The sequence below is a fragment of the Gymnodinialimonas ulvae genome, assembly GCF_037543845.1.
Lineage (GTDB): Bacteria > Pseudomonadota > Alphaproteobacteria > Rhodobacterales > Rhodobacteraceae > Gymnodinialimonas > Gymnodinialimonas ulvae.
The window spans coordinates 1,174,543-1,192,887 of record NZ_JBBIFX010000001.1 but is presented as its reverse complement, the minus strand read 5'-3'; the positions used below and the strand labels follow the sequence as shown (position 1 = coordinate 1,192,887).

Genomic DNA, 18,345 nt, shown 5'->3' with positions numbered 1-18,345 from the left:
GTCACACCGAAGGCGCCGCGTCGCCCAAAAGGTCGTGGCCGAGTTGATGGGTAAGGCCAAGGATATCGAACGGCAACCAGTTCTCGGCAATCAGGCCGTCGTCGTCGAAATGATAGAAATCCATCACCATGAACGACACCTCGTGCCCGGTGGAGGGCATGCCGAGGTAAGGGCCGGTGTGCGTGGCATAAAGCGCCCCCCCCGTCAGCGCGAAGCGACCATCGGCAATCCGCACGAAATGGCCCTTGGAATGCCGGTCGGGGAAGGCCGCGCGGAACGGGGCCTGATGATGCGTGCGAAAGCCCGACACGCCGCGGCACATTCCGATACCGGCAGCGGCGTAATACATGAAATTCTCGTGCCAATGATGCATCGGCACGTTCGAGATGTCCGATCCGGTTCCCAGCGCCCGATGCATGTCGAGGACCTGCGTCATGGATCGCAAGCCGCCCTCTGCATCGGCGGAGCCCATCCGCACGCCGCCACCGCCCGCAGGCCCGGGCCACAGCCCGCGCGCGCCGGGCATCGGCGGCAATGGCGCAAGACCTGCCTGATCCATGAGGTCGATCAGGTCGGGCAGGATCCAGCTTTGGGCAATGCGCCCCTTTTCGTCGAGGTGATGCACTTCGCAAATGCGCAGATGCACGACGCCGCCGGTTGGCGCGATGCCAACAAGCGGCTCGGTGAACGTGCCTTGCCAATGTCCGAACGAGCCCACCAGCGGCGAATAGCGGCGCGCATCTGTGCGTGGGTCCGGATGGTTTTCACCAGCCAGAAAGATCTCGGGCCGCCACGTCGCATCGGGGAGTGCGCGGGTCAGCGCGTCATAAAACGGCGCAATCGCCGACGAGCCGTCGCATGGACCCCAGGGATGCGCGATCCAGGCCTGCGCGTTCGGGGCGAAGACCTTCTCAACCGAGCCGCCAAGTGCCAGTGCCGTCAGATGCGCATGCACACGCGCCTTTTCCTCAACCAGATCCCGCATGATGTGCGTGCCCTCGATCCGTCTTGCAATCCTATGCAAAAGTCTTGCGCCATCGCGGTCGCGCTGTCTAGATGAGCCGAACCCGAAGGCGAACGAGGGAGCGTCGCAGATGGCTCAGATCCGGTTAAACCATGTGTCCAAACGCTGGGGCAGTTTCGTTGGCGTCGACGATTTCCACCTCGATATCGCGGATCGGGAGTTCCTTGTGTTGCTGGGGCCGTCGGGCTGCGGCAAGACCACGACGATGCGGATGATCGCGGGGCTTGAGGATCCGACCGAGGGCGAGATCTGGATCGGCGATCGGGAGGTTACGACGCTTGATCCCAAGGACCGCGACGTGGCGATGGTGTTTCAGAGTTACGGGCTCTATCCGAACATGTCGGTCTGGGAGAACATCCGTTTCCCGCTCAAGGTGCGAAAGGTGCCGGAAAGTGAGCATGAGCAACGCGTGGCCAAAGCCGCGGCGATGGTTGAGTTGGAGCAATTCTTGGATCGGAAACCTGCCGCGCTTTCGGGCGGGCAACGGCAGCGCGTGGCGCTGGCCCGCGCCATCGTGCGCGAGCCTCAGGTGTTCTTGATGGACGAGCCGCTGTCGAATCTGGACGCGAAGCTGCGCGTGAGCACGCGAGCGCAGATCAAGAACCTCAGCCACGAATTGCAGGTCACGACGATCTACGTCACCCACGATCAGATCGAGGCGATGACGCTGGCCGACCGCGTCGTGGTGATGAAGGCGGGCATCGTGCAGCAGGTCGGCACGCCGACGGACATCTACGATAATCCCGCCAACACCTTCGTCGCGGGCTTCATCGGCTCTCCGGCGATGAACCTCATGGACGGAGAGATCATCGACGGCACATTCCGGGGAGACAACGTATCTGTACCGGGCCTGTCGTCGGGCGCAGGCAAGGTGACGCTTGGGTTCCGGGCCGAGGATGCCCATGTCACCGACGCCGGGCAGGGCGCGATCAACGCCGATGTCTATTCGATGGAGGTGCTCGGCGACGCGACCATGGTGACGGTGCGGGCCGGCGGCGCAATGGTCGCGGTGAAAGCGGCCAAGGATTACCGCGCGCGGATCGGCGAGGCGGTCGGGATCGCATTGCCCGAGGGCATCACGCATTTGTTTGATGCCAGCACCGGACAGCGCCTCTGAGCCGCACCATCAGGAGAGTGAGATGAAGGGAACCCGCCCCGAGCAGGCCGCGCTGTCACGCGATACCGACATGTCGAAAACGGACGCCACCCGCGCCGTGATCGAGGGCATGGTGGATGGCCTCAACGATCATCGTATTGCCGATATCGGAGAGTTCTTCGCCGAAGGGTTCCGGTGGATGGGCAACCGGGGATGCGGCACCAAAGAGGGGCTGCGCGCGTTTCAGGAGAACTGGCAAAAGCCGTTTCAGGCGGCGTTTTCCGACAAGGTCTGCGTGGATGAGGCGCGCCTTTACATGGGCGAATGGGCGGCGGCGTTCGGACGGCAGGAGGCCGTGCATTCCGGGGATTTCATGGGCGTGGCCGCGACCGGCAAGCGCGTCACGATCCGGTACATGGACTTCTGGAAGGTCGTGGATGGCAAGATCGTGGACAATTACGTCATGGTCGATTTTCCCGATGTACTGGCGCAATTGGGCGTCGATGTGTTTGGCGGCGAGGGGTGGGAAGCCTTTGACGAGGGGCGCAAAACGCCGCCTGCGCCGTGATCTGACGGTGCGGCATGCGCCGCGTGATCTGTGCCTCGCCGCCGCGCTTGCGCGCTTTGGGCTCAGGTCGGGGGGGCTGTCTGCCCCCCGGCGCAGATGCGCCTCCCCCCGAAGGTATTTCGGACCAATGGAAGAGGGGCGACGTCAGGGTTGCGAGATGGCGCGACCGGCGGCGACGGCGGAACTCCATGCCCATTGGAAGTTGTAGCCGCCGAGCCAGCCGGTGACATCGACGGCCTCGCCAATGGCGTAGAGGCCGGGCAAATGCGCGCTTTCCATGGTCTTGGACGACAGCCCGTCGGTTGCGATGCCGCCAAGTGTGACCTCGGCCGTGCGGTAGCCTTCCGATGACGTTGGCCGCACGCGCCAATCGGTGAGTGTTTCGGTGAGCGTGCGAAGGGCCGCGTCCGATTGGTCGGCGAGCTTGCCGGTGATGTGGGTGGCCTCGGCAAGATGCTGGACCAAGGCTTTGGGCAGGAGGTCCGACAGGATTGTGGTCAGGGCTTTGGCCCCGCTGATCGTGCGGCGGTCGCGGAGCGTCGCGAACAGGTCGAGATCCGGGCGCAGGTGCAGCGAAAGGGTGTCACCCTCACGCCAGAACGACGAGATTTGCAGGATCGACGGACCGGACAGGCCGCGGTGGGTAAACAGCATCCCCTCGTCGAACTGCGTGCCGTTGCAGCCCACGCGCGCGGGCACGGATGTGCCGGACAGCGCGGCGAATTGCGCCTTGGCCGGGCCGTCGAAGGTCAGCGGTACAAGCGCCGGGCGCGTGTCGGTCACGCGGTGGCCGAACTGCTCGGCAAGCCGGTAGGCGAGGCCCGTGGCGCCCATTTTGGGAATGGATTTGCCCCCCGTGGCAAGTACCAGGTTGCGTGCGATGACCCGCGTCGCCTGTCCCTGCCGCGTCAGGGTGGCGTGAAAATGGCTGCCGTCGTGTGTGACGTCGGAGATTTCGGTCTGCAGCCAGAGGTCGGCGGGCTGCATTTGGGACAGCAGCATCGCGATGATCTCCTTGGCGGAGATGTCGCAGAAAAGCTGCCCAAGGGTCTTTTCATGCCACGCGATCTTGTGGCGATCGACCAGGTCGATGAAATCCCACTGCGTGTAGCGGCTGAGCGCGGATTTAGCGAAGTGGATGTTTTCACTCAGGAAGTTCTCGGGACCTGCGTGAAGATTGGTGAAATTGCACCGCCCGCCGCCTGAGATGCGGATTTTCTCGCCGGGCGCTTTTGCGTGGTCTACGACCAGTGTGTCGGGTCCCGCATGGGCCGCGCACATCAGGCCAGCGGCCCCAGCGCCGAGGATCAGGGTGGTGATGTGCTTAGTCACTGGACCTCGGTTAATCCGCGAAGTTTCGCGACACTTTCAGCTGGTCCCAGGCCCAGACGACCTCCTGCAGGCGGTCTTCGTCAGAGCGATCACCGCCGTTCATGTCGGGGTGCAGGACCTTGATCAGCGCTTTATACGCCTTGCGGATCTCGGGTTTGGTTGCGTTATCGTTTACCTCAAGGATCTCAACCGCGCGCCGTTCGGTCGGGGGCAGGCGACGGCCCTTGGTCCCCCCCCCGGCGCGGCCGGGGTTCTGCGTGGCGTTTTGGCCAAGCACCTGATGTGGGTCCTCGATGCCGAGGCGGGCCCAGGCTTTTTCCTCGGCGGATTGTTTGAACGGCTTGGTCGGTCTGTCCCAAACGCGGTCGCGGTCCATCTGGGCGTTCATCTCGGCCTCGGTCGTGCCTTCGAAGAAGTTCCATTTCAGGTTGTATTCACGCACATGATCGCGGCAGAACCAGCGAAATTCTTCAAGATTATCAGGGCCTTTGGGCGCACGATATTGGCCTTGCTCTTCGCAGCCAGGGTGTTCGCAGACCCGCTGCGACGTCTCGAACGCGCCGGACATGCCGCGCCGACCGGTGCGGCGCTTCTTCTTGTCCGTGGACACGCGGAGATCAAAATTGAACGGGTCTTTGTCGGTCATCTGTCTGCCCTTCTCGACTCGGGACTGGCAGTTTAGGGTTTCGGTTGGCGAGGGAAAGGTGTGAGGGGCAGAAAATGGCGGGACGGGCGGATAAAATTGAGGTGGCGTTGCGAAAAGCGTTTTCGCCGCGGGTTCTGGAGGTCGTAGACGAGAGCGAAGCGCATCGCGGGCACGCGGGATTTCAGGACGGCGGCGAGAGCCATTTTCGCGTGACGCTGGAAAGTGAAGCGTTTCAAGGGCTTGGGAGGATCGCGAAGCACCGGGCGGTGCATGCGGCATTGGGAAAAGAGCTGATCTCGGAAATCCACGCTCTAGCGCTGACGATCCGGGAATAGCACGCGCTCAAGGCCACTTTCTTCAATCTTTTCAGGATCTTCCCAGAAGTTTTCCACCTCATCCGTCGGCGGATCAATGGAGGCGGGCTCGGACACGGGAACGGCGGCCTCCTCGGACGGCTCGGGGGCGATTTCACGCTGAAAAACCAAGAGGTTACGGTAGGTTGTGGTCTTGGAGGTCAGGCCCGCGCGCTCTTCTTGGGGGAGGGTGTCGGCGCGCAGGTATTGCCAGCCGTCGGCCCCAAGCTCGTTCATCGCCTCTTCCAGCGCGTGGGCGAACAGGGCGGGACCCTTCAAGCCCCTGACCTTGCGGGCTTTTTCGGGGGCGGGAATAACTTTGTACTCGTAAATCGGCATGGATCTTTCCGGTATTGGACTGGGCGCGTTTATGGCGGCAGGTGCGGCGTGCGGCAAGGGTATAGAACCTGTCTAACCTTGGTATAGAAAGCGTCTATACGCGATCAGCGCACGAATTGGGCAAGTGGGCGCGTATTCGGTGTGGTGAGGCGAGATATAGATCCGGTATATCTGGAGGATATCTTCGGTATATCCGCACGAGATCGCGCTCAGCCACCCGATTGCTCGGCGCGGATCTTGTCGCGAAGGGCGGCGGCGAGGTTGTGGTAATGGGGGCACCCACGGCGATGGCCTAAAGCCAGCCGAATCCTTGCGCGATGTCTCGGAGGGTCTGAACATAGCCATGGCGTAGTGCGGTCCCGTGGGTCCAAAGTGGGTAGCCAACGCCGCCGACCAACGTCATTGGGATGGCTACGCAAACGAAAGTGACGAAGGGCAGCCCGAGCGTGCCTAGGAAGATCGACAGCGGTTCGCCCCGTGCACTGATGATGTTCAGTCTGCGTATCCAACGGTGCGGCGTGTAGGTCATGAGGCTGAGCGCGCCGATGGTGAAGTGCACTGCGATGGGCAAGAGCGTGGATGCGATCATCGCGATGAGCCAGCCTTGTTTCCATGGGTCCGCCTCGATCACGTCCAGCAGGTGCGCAATATCGAAGATCTGATCTGGTGAGAGCGCGTCTGCCACGGCCAAAACCGCCAGAAAGGCGAGTGAGAGAAGGCCAAACATCATCAGGGCGACGACAAGGTCGAGCAGCCCGAAAAGCGCGGGCCAGGGGCCTTTCCACCGAAACCCAAGGGTCAGCAGCAGGAGGGTGAACCCGTAGGACAACCAGTCGAAAACGGCGTTCACAAGCGGAAGGATTAGAAGAAAGACCAACCAGAGCCCCAGACCCGCTTGGATCTCCGCATATTTCAAGGCAAATAGTGCCGCCGCGATTTCGAAGGTGGTCAAGGCGAAATAGGCGGCAATTCCCATACGGTTTCGCGTGGCGTAGCCGAGGGCAATTAGTAATGCGAATGCGACTGCGACTGTGACTGCGCCTAAGCCTGCGACTGCGCCTGCGAGTGCGCCTGCGAATCCGAGTGCGAGTGTGACTGCGCCTGCGCCTGAGAGTGCGAATGCGACTGCGAATGCGCCAATCAGAATCGCAAATGCCAGCCACCGGGAAAGCTTTTCATAGACACCTTTCCCGGTGGCTGAGGCGAGTATTCTGAGCGTATAAAGCAATGCAAGTGCGCCGATTGCCATCGGGGCGAACCAGCGCGGCGTGTCGGAGGGAATGACCTCAAAACCGCCGAGCGCGGTCGCGGTACCTGTCCAGCCGTATTGGGCCATCGCGAATAGGATTGGGTAGGTGATGGCGATGCGCAATGCCAGATCAAAAACTGGCCAACCTCAGGGTCGGTTCACGAGACGCCGAAGGTCCGCCTCGTCGCGGACGCGCGGTTCAATCATGTAGGCCAGCCGCGCGAGCCGATCACGTCGCGCGTTCTTATCCGTTCTAGGCAGTATGAGGCGCGGCAGAGCGCTTAAGAGGCGCTACATCACTGCGTGGAAGGGCAGGATCAGGGCGCGCCCGAAGCGGGCCCGCGCCGTTGTCGATCGACGCCCCTGCGCGCAGAGGATGGCAATGGCCCATCCCAAGAGGAACAGGCCGCCTATCCATTTGACGGCGGGTGAAACGCTATCAATGAAGAGACTCGGAGCCGATGCCGCGCCGACAAGGGCGTAGACGAGATAGACCGCCCCGAATTCGCGGTTGCGCATGTGTCCCCCAGCGTTTTTTACCAGATTGGAGAAACGGGGAGGTCAGGGCAAGATGGGGGAGGCAAGATCGAGGCGGCGTGTGGGTGTCAACGGGTTTTGGCGGAGATTGGGCGGGTTAACAGCGGCGGAGCCGCCCCGCCATCGACGGGCCGTCCGGCGGCCTGTCGATTGGGCAACGCTGAGTGCATCGCATGGGCGGCGTGTGGAGGTTGATATATAAAGCGAGCAGAAAAACCGTTGGATCGACAGTCCCCGGCCCGTCGATGGCGGGGCTTGGATGGTTGGTCCGGGCGCTTCGCATGGGCGGCGTGCGAAGGTTGAGGGATAAAGTGCATCGAACGGATGTTGGATCGACAGTCCCCGGCCCCCTCTCGGCATCTTTTGCCGGGCAAAAGAGCCTATCGGGCGGCGGTCCCTGGCGGGGTTAGCCCTTGAGCTTCTGCGCCACGATCTGGTTGACTGCCTTGGGGTTGGCCTTGCCGCCAGTGGCCTTCATGACCTGGCCCACGAACCAGCCGGCGAGCTTGGGGTTTTGCTGCGCCTTGGCGACCTGATCGGGGTTGGCGGCGATGATTTCGTCCACGGCGGCCTCGATGGCGCCGGTGTCGGTGACCTGTTTCAGGCCCTCGGTTTCGACGATCTCGTCGGGGTTGCGGCCCGTGGTGTAGCAGGTCTCGAACACGTCCTTGGCGATTTTGCCGGAGATCGTATCGGCCTCGATCAGCGCGATGAGGGCGGAGAGTTGGTCGGGGGTGACGGGGCTGTCCTCGATCTCGCGGTCGTCCTTCTTGAGGCGACCGAACAGCTCGTTGATGACCCAGTTGGCGGCGAGCTTGCCGTTGGTTTTTCCAGCGACGGCCTCGAAATAGGCGGCCGCGTCGAGGTCGGCGGTCAGGACGGAGGCGTCGTAATCGGCCAGCCCGAAGTCGGCCATGAAGCGGGCTTTCTTGGCGTCGGGGAGTTCGGGGAGGGAGGCGGCGATGTCGTCGACCCAGGCCTGTTCGATTTCGAGCGGCATCAGGTCGGGGTCGGGGAAATAGCGGTAATCATGCGCCTCTTCCTTGGAGCGCATGGAGCGGGTTTCGCCCTTGTCGACGTCGTAGAGGCGGGTTTCCTGTTCGATGGTGCCGCCGGATTCGAGGATGGCGATCTGGCGCTTGGCCTCGACCTCGATGGCTTGTTGGATGAACCGGGTGGAGTTCATGTTCTTGATCTCGCAGCGGGTGCCGAGATGGTCGAAATCCTGCGTGGCCTGGTATTTCTCGTACTGGCCGGGGCGGCAGACGGAGACGTTGACGTCGGCGCGCAGGTTGCCGTTTTGCATGTTGCCGTCGCAGGTGCCGAGGTAGAGCATGATCTGGCGCAGTTTCAGCAGGTAGGCGGCGGCTTCTTCGGGGCCGCGGATGTCGGGGCGGGAGACGATCTCCATCAGCGCGACGCCGGTGCGGTTGAGGTCCACGAAGGACAGCGCGGGGTCCATGTCGTGGATCGATTTACCCGCGTCCTGTTCAAGGTGGATGCGTTCGATGCGGACCAGACGCGCGGTGCCGTCGCCGAGTTCCACGAGCACTTCGCCTTCGCCCACGATGGGGTGGTAGAGCTGCGAGATCTGATAGCCCTGCGGCAGGTCGGGGTAGAAGTAGTTCTTGCGGTCGAAGGCCGATTCCAGATGGATTTCGGCCTTGAGCCCGAGGCCCGTGCGCACGGCTTGGGCCACGCAGGCCTCGTTGATGACGGGCAACATGCCGGGCATGCCCGCGTCCACGAAGGCGACGTTGGAATTGGGTTCGGCCCCGAAGGTGGTCGACGCGCCCGAGAAGAGCTTGGCGTTGGTGGCGACCTGCGCATGGACCTCCATCCCGATGACGAGTTCCCAATCGTGCTTGGCACCGGCGATCACTTTGGGTTTCGGGGTCTGGTAGGTCAGGTCGAGCATCTTGCGTCTCCGGGAATGACGCGCAACGATGTAGGGGAAGGCTGGAACAGGGGCAAGACGGTACGGAGATGTTTGGCAAACTGTTCGGAAAACGCCCCTCCGTCCGGGATGTCGATCTGGAGCCGCTTGACGCGCTTTTGGTCCCGGTGGTGACAGACATCTTCACCGAAGCACGGAAGGGACGGATATGACCACGGCGGCGCAGAATATCTGGTACCTTCGCGTCCTTGGCGAAATGCATTCGCGGTATGGGTTCACCGCCGACATGTTGGAGCAGATGACGGTTGACCAGCGCAACGAGGTTTGGCGGGAGTATGCGAGGCGAGATGACGTCGACACATCTGTTTTGCCAGACACCTTTTGGGTCGATCCGCCGATGGCCGGGGCGAGAGGCAAGACGCTCAAAGCCGCACATGTCGCGGCAGTGTTTTTGACTGTCTCCCGCGAATTTTTGGACGTGTTGGAGCAGTTCGATCTTGGGCTGTTCAAATCCTGGCCTGTCACATTGCTCAAACGCGACAAGACAACGCCGTTTGAAGGCGAGTGGCACGCAATCTGGGTTGGGACGAGAAAAGACGGCTTCCTGCGCGACAAGTCACACAATTTCAAAGTGCCGCCATATGAGCGTACGAAACACCTCGCAATTCCGCGACCAGAGGCCGTTGATGGGGATTTCGTTTTTGATGTGTCTGTGGCGGCTGGCCCTGACCTGTGGCGGGACCAGAATTTCTCTCAATCGCTGCTTCTTTCAGACCGTCTTCACACAGCGCTCAAAGAAGCGGGCCTCCTAAAGAAGTTGGTCGTGCTGCGCTGCCCGTTGGTTGGGTGACGTCACACGATCACGGCGCGTCAGACCCGGAAAATCGTCCGCATGTCGGCAATGAATTCCTGACCGTCTCTTGCGAATTCTTGGATGCGCTGGAACAGTTCGATCTTGGCTTGTCCGCTTTCAGTCATACTAAATTTGAATAGGTTTTATCGAATGCGCGACGGGGTTTGTCAGACCTCACAAACCGCAGCAGACAAAGACAAAGGGGCAACGAACCATGAAAGATCAGGCGAAAGTTTCGGAGCCGAAGGTTTGGCTCGCCCGTGTTGGTGGAGACCTGAAGTTTCAGAAGCCGATCTTAGCAACGCCGTTTCAAAAGGATGTGCGAGCTGGTTTGCCTAGGGAAAAATTGGAGTTGAGTCTCCAGCGCGCCAAAGACCTCTACGACACATACAGATCAGGCATCCCCCTAACCCCCGATGTACTCGAAACCGAATTTTCGCTTTTGCCCAAACGCCCGAAACCTGCGGGGCCACCGGTGGTAATGGGTTTGGGAGGTTTCATCGTTGTCACCGCCGAGGCGCGCGCCTTCCTGGAGAGCCTGGACCCTGGGCCAATGCTGTTCCACCCCATCAATGTTGCCAATACCGCGCGAACTGCGCCGTTATGGGACGGCGCGGAGCTGTTCATCGTCCAATTCCTCGAAGTGCGGCGGGAGACCATCATCGATCAATCCGGGGCCCTCAGCAAAAAGCCAGTCGCCGGAACTTGCCCGGATGGTGCCGGTCGCCACCTAATCGGCTCCACCGACGGCCCTGACCCGATCGTAGTTCTACCGCCAATGGAGGACGGTGCCGAAATCTGGATGGATGATCGTGTAGAAAACTCAATTTTCATGTCTGATCGGGTCGCGCAAGCGATCAAGACCGCAAAGATGAGCCGCGCTTGGGGGCTTCTGCCCTGCCGCGTGGTGCATGTGAACTGATCCACTTAAGAAATTTAGCAGGGCTTGCAGGAGCAGGGCAATTGCGGCGAGGTCGAGGCGGGATTTCCATCATTTTGCGGCTCAAAGGAGGGGCCGGGTCAGAGCCCGAGGCTGAGTTGGCCGTCCGGCTTGTCCGTCTTGCGCCGGGGCTTCGGGGCGCGGTCATTGACGAAGTGCCGCCCCGCGCCGCCGTCCTTGCGGGAGGCGTGTTTTTCGACGATCTGCGCGGCCTGCGTGCGGAAGGCATCGCCGCGGCGCACGGCCCAGACCCGGTCACGGGCGGCGCGGGCGGCGTCTTTTACGTCGACGATGGGGGCGGGGTAGCGTTTGCCGAGCAGCTGGCCTGCGCCGTCCCAGGTCCAGGGGGTCTGTAGATGGGTGTCGGGCACGCCGCGCAGTTCGGGGCACCATGTGCGGGTGAAGGCGCCGGTCGGGTCCTGATCCGTGCCCTGTTTGACGGGGTTGTAGATGCGGATCGTGTTCATGCCGGTGGTGCCCGATTGCATCTGCACCTGCGGCCAGTGGATGCCGGGTTCGTAATCGGTGAATTGGCGGGCCAGATGCGGGCCGGTGGCGCGCCAGTCGAGCCACAGGTGGTAGGACGCCACGGCCACCAGCATCGCGCGCATGCGGAAGTTGAGCCAGCCGGTGGCGTTGAGCGAGCGCATGCAGGCATCGACAAAGGGGATGCCGGTTTCGCCCTGTTCCCAGGCGTGCAGGCGCGTGGCGTCGGGCGTGGTCGGGCGCAGGCCCTCGTAGGCGGTGTGCAGGCAGCGGGTCTCGATCGAGGGCTGATCTTCGAGCTTTTGCATGAAGTGGTCGCGCCATGCGAGGCGGGCCTCGAAGGATTTCAGTGAGCCGAGCCAGCCCGTCCGCGTGCCCTTGAGCTCCGCGCGGCGGGCGGCCAGTGCGTGGACGGCTTCGCGCGGTGAGAGCGTGCCAAAGGCGAGGTGGGGCGAGAGCCGGGAGCAGGCGGTGGCCCCGTCGAGCGGAGAGGACATGGCGCGGCGGTAATCCTGTCCGCGTTCGGTCAGGAAAGAGCCAAGGGTAGAGAGCGCCATCGCGCGGCCGCCCTTCTGCCGCCCAGGACAGGGGTCGAAGGGCAGGCCAAGCGCGCGCGCATCGGGGATCGCGCCGGGGTCCAGCGGCAGGGCGCGCAGGGCGGGGGCTGTGTCGACCTGCGCCATGCGCATCGCCTGATCACGGGTCTTGGCCCATCCTTCGCGGCCGCGCAGGCGGCGCTGCACGCCCATCTGCGGCACTTCCTTCCATGCGATGCCCGCATCGCGCGCCCAGGCGGCGACCGCGCGGTCGCGGGCGTAGGACCACAGGTTGCCGGTTTCCTCATGGCTGAGGATTTCGGTGATCTTGTGGGTGGTGCAGAGGGTTTGCAGGGTGTCGATGGCGGGCCCGTGGCGCACGATCAGCGGCGCACTGAGCGCCGCGAGGTCCGTGCGCAGAGTGTCGAGGCATTCGGCGATGAAGCGCCATTGGCGGGCGGAGGCGTCGGGCTGCGCCCAGGCGTCGGGTTCGACGATATAGAGGGGGAGCAGCGCGCCGTTCAACGCCGCCGCGCGCGCGGCCGCCAGCGCCAGCGCCGGATTGTCCTGCACCCGCAGATCGCGTTTGAACCAAACAAGAACATTTGCCATGTGGCGAGAGATAGCACGGCTGTTTGTGGCTGCAAGCAAGTGGGTCGGTTGCACGGGGTCGGGCCGCGCTCTAGCTATGCGGAAGGCCTCAAGGAGAAAGCCCGATGAAAGATGCAAGCCCCGCAGCCCCCGCCCCGATCCGGTTGGAAGATTACACGCCGTTCGGGTTCGAGATTGATGCGGTGGAGCTGCATTTCACTCTGCATCCGACGAAAACGCGGGTCCGGTCAAAGATTGCATTCCGGCCCAATCCGGCGACGGAGGATCGGACGTTTTTCCTTCACGGCGAGGCGTTGCGCCTGATCGAGGCGAAGGTGGACGGTGTCGCGGTGGCGCCGATTGTGGGCGAGGCGGGGCTGAGCTGCGCGGTGCCCGACGCGCCCTTCGTGTGGGAGGCCGAGGTCGAGATCAGCCCCGAGACCAACACAGCACTTGAGGGGCTTTACATGTCGAACGGCATGTATTGCACGCAATGCGAGGCGGAGGGGTTTCGCAAGATCACGTATTACCCCGACCGCCCCGACGTGATGGCGCCGTTCACCGTCACGATCGAAAGCGATTTGCCGGTGCTTTTGTCCAACGGCAACCCGCAAGGTCCCGGCGTATGGCATGACCCGCACCGCAAGCCTGCGTATCTGTTCGCGCTGGTGGCGGGCGATCTGGTGGCGCATTCGGATGGCTTCACGACCGTGAGCGGGGCAAAGGTCGACCTCAACATCTGGGTGCGACCGGGCGATGAGGACAAATGCGCCTATGCGATGGATGCGCTGATCCGGTCGATGCGCTGGGACGAGGAGGTCTATGGGCGCGCATACGATCTGGACGTGTTCAACATCGTGGCCGTGGACGATTTCAACATGGGCGCGATGGAGAACAAGGGGCTGAACATCTTCAACTCCAAATACGTGCTGGCGAGCCCAGAGACCGCGACGGATCGTGATTACGATTTGATCGAGGGGATCATCGCCCATGAATATTTCCACAATTGGACGGGCAACCGGATCACCTGTCGCGATTGGTTCCAGCTGTGCCTGAAAGAGGGGCTGACGGTGTTCCGCGATCAGCAATTCAGCGCCGATATGCGCTCGGCGCCGGTCAAGCGGATCGAGGATGTGCTGCAATTGCGCGCGCGCCAGTTCCGCGAGGATGCGGGGCCGCTTGCCCATAATGTGCGGCCGGAAAGCTATATTGAGATCAACAACTTCTACACCGCCACGGTCTATGAGAAGGGGGCGGAGGTCATCCGCATGCTGCGGATCCTTCTGGGCCCGGATCTCTATGCGGCGGGGTGTGATTTGTATTTCGACCGCCATGATGGGCAGGCCTGCACGATCGAGGATTGGCTGGCCTGTTTCGAGGAGGTCGCGGCCGTCGATTTGAGCCAGTTCAAGCGCTGGTACACTCAGGCGGGCACGCCCAGGGTGACGGCGCGCTGGGGCGTGGAGGTCGATGAATTTGTCCTGCACCTGAGCCAGAGCGTGCCGTCGACACCGGGCCAGCCGCTCAAGGAGCCGGCGGTGATCCCGGTGCTTCTGGCGCTTTACAATGGCGGCGCAGAGGTCGTGCCCGAGACGCTGGCGGTGTTGGACGGGCCGGAATTGCGGCTGGCCTGGCCGGTGGCGGAGGTGGGTCCGGGCGCGGTCACGCCATCGCTGCTGCGCGGGTTTTCGGCGCCGGTGCGATTGGACGCGCCGACCAGCTTTGACGAAAGGCTGGCGCTGATGCGCGACGACCGCGATCCATTCAACCGCTGGGAGGCGGGGCGCTCTGTGTTGCGCGAGGATCTGCTGAACCTGATCGAGGGGCAAGCGGCGGTGACGCCGGGCCTGCTGGCCGCGATGAAGGCGGTCTTGGGCGATGTCTCGCTGGACCCCGATTTCCGCGCGTTGATGTTCGCGCTGCCTTCGGAAGACGATCTGGCGCAGGCCTGCGTCGATGCGGGGATGGTGCCGGACCCGACGCAGATCCACGCCAAGCGGCAGGCGATGCAGGCCGAGATCGGGCGCGCGATGGCGGCGGACTTCGCCGACCAATACGCGCAAAACGCGCCGATGGGGGCCTATAGCCCCGATGCGGTGCAGGCGGCGCAGCGGTCGTTGCGCAATGTCTGCTTGGCGTATCTGATCCGCGCCGAAGGTCCGGACCGGGCCCGCGCGCAATACGATGCGGCGACGAACATGACCGACCAGATGGCGGCGTTCACCTGCTTGCTGGAGGCGGGCGACGCGGATGTCGCGGGCCAGTTCGAGGTGCAGTGGAGCGCGGATCGGTTGGTGATGGACAAGTGGTTCATGGTGCAGGTCGCCCATGCCGCGCCGGACCATGCGGTCGCGGTGGCCGAGGGGCTTTCACGGCATGATCTTTTCGATTGGAGGAACCCGAACCGGTTCCGGTCCCTGATGGCGGGGTTGACGGCGGGCAATCCGGCGGGGTTCCATGATCCGAGCGGGGCAGGATACCGGTTTTTGGCGGATTGGTTGATCAAGCTTGACGGGTTGAACCCGCAGACGGCGGCGCGGATGTCGACCGCGTTCGAGGCCTGGCGGCGCTATGACGTGGATCGGCAGGCGTTGATGCAGGCGGAATTGGCGCGGATTGCGGGCCAAGATGGGCTGAGCCGGGATCTGGGCGAGATGGTCGGGCGGATGCGCGAGGGGTGATGTCGGTTGCGCCGGCCATTGCCGTCGCCGGTGGCAATTTTTCAAGGAAAAATTGCGGGCGCTGCGGTGCGTTCGGGTCTCGGGCGACATGCGGCGTGCAAGGGGGCGCTGCCCCCTTACGCGTCTTTCCCCAAGAGGGAAAGACGCGATCCCCCGAGGTTTTTTCAGCAAGATGAAACAGGGGCGCCGACGGGGACGTGTGTAAGCCGGTTGGGCTTAGCGTATGAGCTGCGTCGCCACCCAGATCAGGCCGATCAGGATCGGTTGGTGGATCAGGTAGAGGATCAGGCTGTATCGGCCCGGCAGGCTCAGCAGGCGCAGGCTGCGCGACGGATCTGGTGTGGCCAGTCGCGTCCAGAGCCCCGCGCGGTCGGCCAGTTTCGCAAGCGCGAGGCCCACGAGGAACGGCGCGAACCACGGGAAGATCGGCTCGTAATCCACCGTTCTGAGCGAGATCGTCTGCAAGCCTGTCCACCAGAAATACGGCGCGTTGAAGGCGTTGGATTTGGCGAAATCGGGGGCGAAGAAGACCAGTGCGGCCAGCACGAGGATGAGCGGCCAAGGCACGCGAAGGACGGCCAGGCCAAGCAGCGAGCAGAGCGCGATGGAATGCAGGATGCCGAAGAAGACAAAGGCGTCTGGGAAGGCGAAATACGTGGCCAGCGTGACCAGTGCCGCGGCGCCTGCGACCTTGGCGAACCGGGCCCAGAACGCGCCCCAGCGCAGGCCCGCGCCATGGGCCATCCAGAGCGAGACACCCGCCAGGAACAGGAACGATCCGGCGGTCACGATCGCCAGCGTGCGCCACGGACCGGGTAGGGTTGTGGTGCCGGGTGCGAGATAGCCGAAAAGTTCCAGATCGAAGGTGAAATGGTAGACGATCATCGCCACGATCGCAGCGCTGCGCGCGATGTCGAGTGCGACCACGCGGGGGGCGCTTGGGGTGGTGATGTGGCGCGGGTCGGCGGTAACCATGCCTCGTGCGGTCCCATTCGGTGATCCGGGTTTGGTTGAGCCTAGCAGCCCGGTCTCAAGCAGGCCATGGGCCAAACGCGCCCTGCGCAGCCCAGAAAATGCGCCCCATGTGCCGTGACAGCGTCTCGCGCGTTCCCAATTCACGTCACTTTTGCGGGGTTTTGTTAAGGCCATGACAGAGACCTATGAATATTCCGTGCGCCCGGGCAGCACGTTGTTGAGCGTGATGAGCTTTCTCGGGCTTGGGGCCTTGGCCTTTTTCCTGTGGCAGGTGGCGCCGGGCTTTGTCCTTCTGGCCGGTATTCCTGCGCTGGCGGCCTGCGTCTGGCAGGTGTGGCAATTGCCGCGCTACGGGCTGCGCATGACGCCGACAAGCTGGCAATTGTTGGGGGTGGAGGACGATTTCGTGATCCCGACAAGCCAGATTTCCTACTTGCGGGTGCAGAAGAAGACGGACAGTGGACCGGAGGTTGGTCTGATCCTCGACGATGGGACGGAGATCCGCCTGCCGACCGAAGTGTTGCCGGATCTGGGCGCATTGGTGCGTGAAGCGAGCGCACGCAATGTGGCGGTGCGCGGGTTGGCCTAAGCCGCTTCTGGACGCGGTTGGGGTCGTGTGGAACGCCCTATCGAAGGCCCCGATAGCGGGGCCCTTTGTGTGTCTGGCGCGCGCTCACCAAGCGTGGCAGGGCGCATCACCGGGCGGGTTGGCGGCGGGGGAAGTTGGCAATACTCCTGCCCGCTGACCCATTGGCGCATGTCCTCGCGCTTGCGGGAGGAATGGAACGGACCCCAATCGGCGGCGACCCCGCGCATGCCTTCGGCCACGACCTGATCCCGTGGCACGGTCAGGGCCATGATGCGGATCCCACAGCGCAGATTGGCGGCTCCGCTCAGCAACGCCTGACCCGATTGCACGTCACATCCGCGCCACCGCGCGGTGCCCGGCGCGATCTGCACCAGCCCGAACCATTGCCCACCGCCCCCGACAGCACGCGGGTCATGGGTGCTTTCGTGCCAGGCGAGTGCCGAGACAAGCCCCGTCCAGAACGCGGCGCGTTGCGACGGCGTGGCCTGCAGATAACCCGGGCACCAGGCGCGGATATCGCGTGGCTCGACCTGCAGAAGCGGCGCACCGGGCCCGCGCAGAGCCGCAAGTACCGCGGCGGTCCAGCGAGATCCGTCGGGATGGCCGTCCCAGCGCGCGGTCGGCACCGCCCAGGTGTCGCGCGGCGCGGGGCGGGGACTGCTGGCGGGGGCGAGGGGGCTGATTGGCTCAGTGGGCAGTTCTTCTACCAGAGCGGGAGCGGCAACGATCGCGACCTCGGTGGCCGGTTCAGGGCGGTCCAGCGCAATGCCCGCGTCGATCGCGCCCGATGTGACCTCGACCTCCGGCGACGGGTCAGCTTGTGCCAAGGCAGCGTCCGGTGCGAAAACCAAAGCGGCGGACAGCCCGCCAAGCATGATGATCAGACGTGCGACGCCCATGGACAGCCATCCCCCCGGATTGGCAACAGACGGATCTTTTAGCCCGTGGTGAGCGATGTCGGCAAGACAAACCTCCTGCATGGCTGAGGTCTCACTGCGCGCAATAAGGCTGCGTCGAGATCCAATCGCGCATGTCTTCGCGTTTGCCGGCCTGCACGAATGGGCCCCAATCGGCGGCGATCCCGCCGCGTCCGGCGGCCACGACATTGTCGCGCGTCACGGTCTGCGACCAGATCCGCAGGGCGCAGGAAATATTGGCGGCGCCGTCCTGCAACGCCGCGCCTGTCGTGGCGTTGCAACCGTAGAACCGTGCGGTGGCGGGGCTGATCTGCACGAGGCCAAACCATTGCCCACCGCCGCCGACGGCTTCGGGGTTCCAGGTGCTTTCGTGCCGGGCCAGCGCCGACAGAAGGCCGGTCCAGAACAGCTGGCGCTCGGTTTGCGTCGCGTCGGGATAGGCCGGGCACCATTCGGCGATGTCGGCGGGGACAAGCGCGGGCAGGGCGGCGGCGTGGGTGTCGAGAGCGGCAAAAGCGGCGCGCGTCCATTCGCCCGCTTCCGCGCGGTGATCCCAGCGCAGGACCACATCACTTGTGTCGATTTCGGGCGCGTCGCGGTTGAAACCGGGCAGGTCGAACTCGGCGAGGGTGGCGCAGGCGGGCAGGGCGGCAAGTGCAAGAAGACCGGTCAGCGCCGATCCGGCGCGGCGGAGAAACGAAGGCATCATTAAGGACTTTGGGTTGTTACAGACGGC

At 63.5% G+C, this 18,345-nt stretch carries 19 protein-coding genes; 8 read left to right on the top strand and 11 right to left on the bottom strand.

Annotated features, from left to right (window positions below):
* Position 1 precedes the first annotated feature (1 nt).
* Entirely contained in the window at positions 2-985 is a 984-nt protein-coding gene (locus V8J83_RS05635) for an ester cyclase (RefSeq protein WP_339984323.1), read from the bottom strand.
* Between the two features lie 109 nt (positions 986-1,094).
* On the opposite strand from V8J83_RS05635, the gene V8J83_RS05630 reads away from it, so the two are divergent.
* Positions 1,095-2,141 carry an ABC transporter ATP-binding protein gene (locus V8J83_RS05630; RefSeq protein ID WP_339984321.1) on the top strand — a complete coding sequence of 349 codons (1,047 nt, stop codon included), beginning with the start codon at positions 1,095-1,097 and terminating at the stop codon, positions 2,139-2,141.
* Positions 2,142-2,163: 22 nt separating this feature from the next.
* Positions 2,164-2,688 (top strand): ester cyclase, encoded by a 525-nt coding sequence (locus V8J83_RS05625; protein WP_339984319.1) that lies wholly within the window; start codon positions 2,164-2,166, stop codon positions 2,686-2,688.
* A gap of 144 nt (positions 2,689-2,832) precedes the next feature.
* On the opposite strand, the gene V8J83_RS05620 is transcribed toward V8J83_RS05625, so the two are convergent.
* A complete protein-coding gene (locus V8J83_RS05620; RefSeq protein ID WP_339984317.1) occupies positions 2,833-4,020 on the bottom strand; it encodes a BaiN/RdsA family NAD(P)/FAD-dependent oxidoreductase in 1,188 nt (395 codons plus the stop codon).
* A 10-nt stretch (positions 4,021-4,030) separates the two neighbouring features.
* Positions 4,031-4,666: a J domain-containing protein gene (locus tag V8J83_RS05615; protein WP_339984315.1), complete on the bottom strand. Its 636-nt coding sequence runs from the start codon at positions 4,664-4,666 to the stop codon at positions 4,031-4,033.
* 74 nt (positions 4,667-4,740) lie between these two features.
* On the opposite strand from V8J83_RS05615, the gene V8J83_RS05610 reads away from it, so the two are divergent.
* Positions 4,741-5,001 (top strand): BolA family protein, encoded by a 261-nt coding sequence (locus V8J83_RS05610; protein WP_339984313.1) that lies wholly within the window; start codon positions 4,741-4,743, stop codon positions 4,999-5,001.
* Here the strand turns inward: V8J83_RS05610 and V8J83_RS05605 are convergent.
* The 4 genes from V8J83_RS05605 to gatB all read right to left on the bottom strand — a co-directional run bounded on the left by V8J83_RS05605 (position 4,978) and on the right by gatB (position 9,062).
* Positions 4,978-5,298 carry a hypothetical protein gene (locus tag V8J83_RS05605; protein WP_339984311.1) on the bottom strand — a complete coding sequence of 107 codons (321 nt, stop codon included), beginning with the start codon at positions 5,296-5,298 and terminating at the stop codon, positions 4,978-4,980. The genes V8J83_RS05610 and V8J83_RS05605 overlap by 24 nt on opposite strands.
* Positions 5,299-5,650: 352 nt before the next feature.
* Positions 5,651-6,694 carry a hypothetical protein gene (locus tag V8J83_RS05600; protein WP_339984309.1) on the bottom strand — a complete coding sequence of 348 codons (1,044 nt, stop codon included), beginning with the start codon at positions 6,692-6,694 and terminating at the stop codon, positions 5,651-5,653.
* 204 nt (positions 6,695-6,898) lie between these two features.
* Positions 6,899-7,126, bottom strand: a complete 228-nt coding sequence (locus tag V8J83_RS05595; RefSeq protein ID WP_339984307.1) for a hypothetical protein — start codon at positions 7,124-7,126, stop codon at positions 6,899-6,901.
* A gap of 424 nt (positions 7,127-7,550) precedes the next feature.
* Positions 7,551-9,062, bottom strand: coding sequence for an Asp-tRNA(Asn)/Glu-tRNA(Gln) amidotransferase subunit GatB (gene gatB / locus V8J83_RS05590; RefSeq protein ID WP_339984305.1), 1,512 nt, complete (start codon positions 9,060-9,062; stop codon positions 7,551-7,553).
* A 68-nt stretch (positions 9,063-9,130) separates the two neighbouring features.
* Between gatB and V8J83_RS05585 the strand changes: the two genes are divergently transcribed.
* From V8J83_RS05585 to V8J83_RS05575, 3 genes are all read left to right on the top strand, one after another.
* The gene (locus tag V8J83_RS05585; RefSeq protein ID WP_339984303.1) at positions 9,131-9,253 is read left to right on the top strand and encodes a hypothetical protein; all 123 of its coding nucleotides are present in this window, start codon (positions 9,131-9,133) and stop codon (positions 9,251-9,253) included.
* Positions 9,250-9,891: a hypothetical protein gene (locus V8J83_RS05580; protein WP_339984301.1), complete on the top strand. Its 642-nt coding sequence runs from the start codon at positions 9,250-9,252 to the stop codon at positions 9,889-9,891. Before V8J83_RS05585 ends, V8J83_RS05580 begins: the two co-directional genes overlap by 4 nt.
* Positions 9,892-10,108: 217 nt before the next feature.
* Positions 10,109-10,816 (top strand): hypothetical protein, encoded by a 708-nt coding sequence (locus tag V8J83_RS05575; RefSeq protein WP_339984299.1) that lies wholly within the window; start codon positions 10,109-10,111, stop codon positions 10,814-10,816.
* 98 nt (positions 10,817-10,914) lie between these two features.
* On the opposite strand, the gene V8J83_RS05570 is transcribed toward V8J83_RS05575, so the two are convergent.
* Positions 10,915-12,468, bottom strand: a complete 1,554-nt coding sequence (locus V8J83_RS05570; protein ID WP_339984297.1) for an FAD-binding domain-containing protein — start codon at positions 12,466-12,468, stop codon at positions 10,915-10,917.
* A gap of 104 nt (positions 12,469-12,572) precedes the next feature.
* On the opposite strand from V8J83_RS05570, the gene pepN reads away from it, so the two are divergent.
* Positions 12,573-15,128, top strand: a complete 2,556-nt coding sequence (pepN, locus tag V8J83_RS05565; protein ID WP_339984295.1) for an aminopeptidase N — start codon at positions 12,573-12,575, stop codon at positions 15,126-15,128.
* Positions 15,129-15,344: 216 nt separating this feature from the next.
* Here the strand turns inward: pepN and V8J83_RS05560 are convergent, their stop codons facing one another.
* Positions 15,345-16,103 (bottom strand): heparan-alpha-glucosaminide N-acetyltransferase, encoded by a 759-nt coding sequence (locus tag V8J83_RS05560; protein WP_339984293.1) that lies wholly within the window; start codon positions 16,101-16,103, stop codon positions 15,345-15,347.
* Positions 16,104-16,275: 172 nt separating this feature from the next.
* Between V8J83_RS05560 and V8J83_RS05555 the strand changes: the two genes are divergently transcribed.
* Entirely contained in the window at positions 16,276-16,692 is a 417-nt protein-coding gene (locus V8J83_RS05555) for a hypothetical protein (RefSeq protein ID WP_339984291.1), read from the top strand.
* On the opposite strand, the gene V8J83_RS05550 is transcribed toward V8J83_RS05555, so the two are convergent.
* Together V8J83_RS05550 and V8J83_RS05545 are read right to left on the bottom strand one after the other, a co-directional pair.
* Complete coding sequence (locus V8J83_RS05550; protein WP_339984289.1) at positions 16,689-17,591, bottom strand: transglycosylase SLT domain-containing protein; 903 nt, start codon at positions 17,589-17,591, stop codon at positions 16,689-16,691. The two genes, V8J83_RS05555 and V8J83_RS05550, sit on opposite strands and share 4 nt — an antisense overlap.
* 91 nt (positions 17,592-17,682) lie before the next feature.
* Positions 17,683-18,315 carry a transglycosylase SLT domain-containing protein gene (locus V8J83_RS05545; protein WP_339984287.1) on the bottom strand — a complete coding sequence of 211 codons (633 nt, stop codon included), beginning with the start codon at positions 18,313-18,315 and terminating at the stop codon, positions 17,683-17,685.
* Positions 18,316-18,345 lie beyond the last annotated feature (30 nt).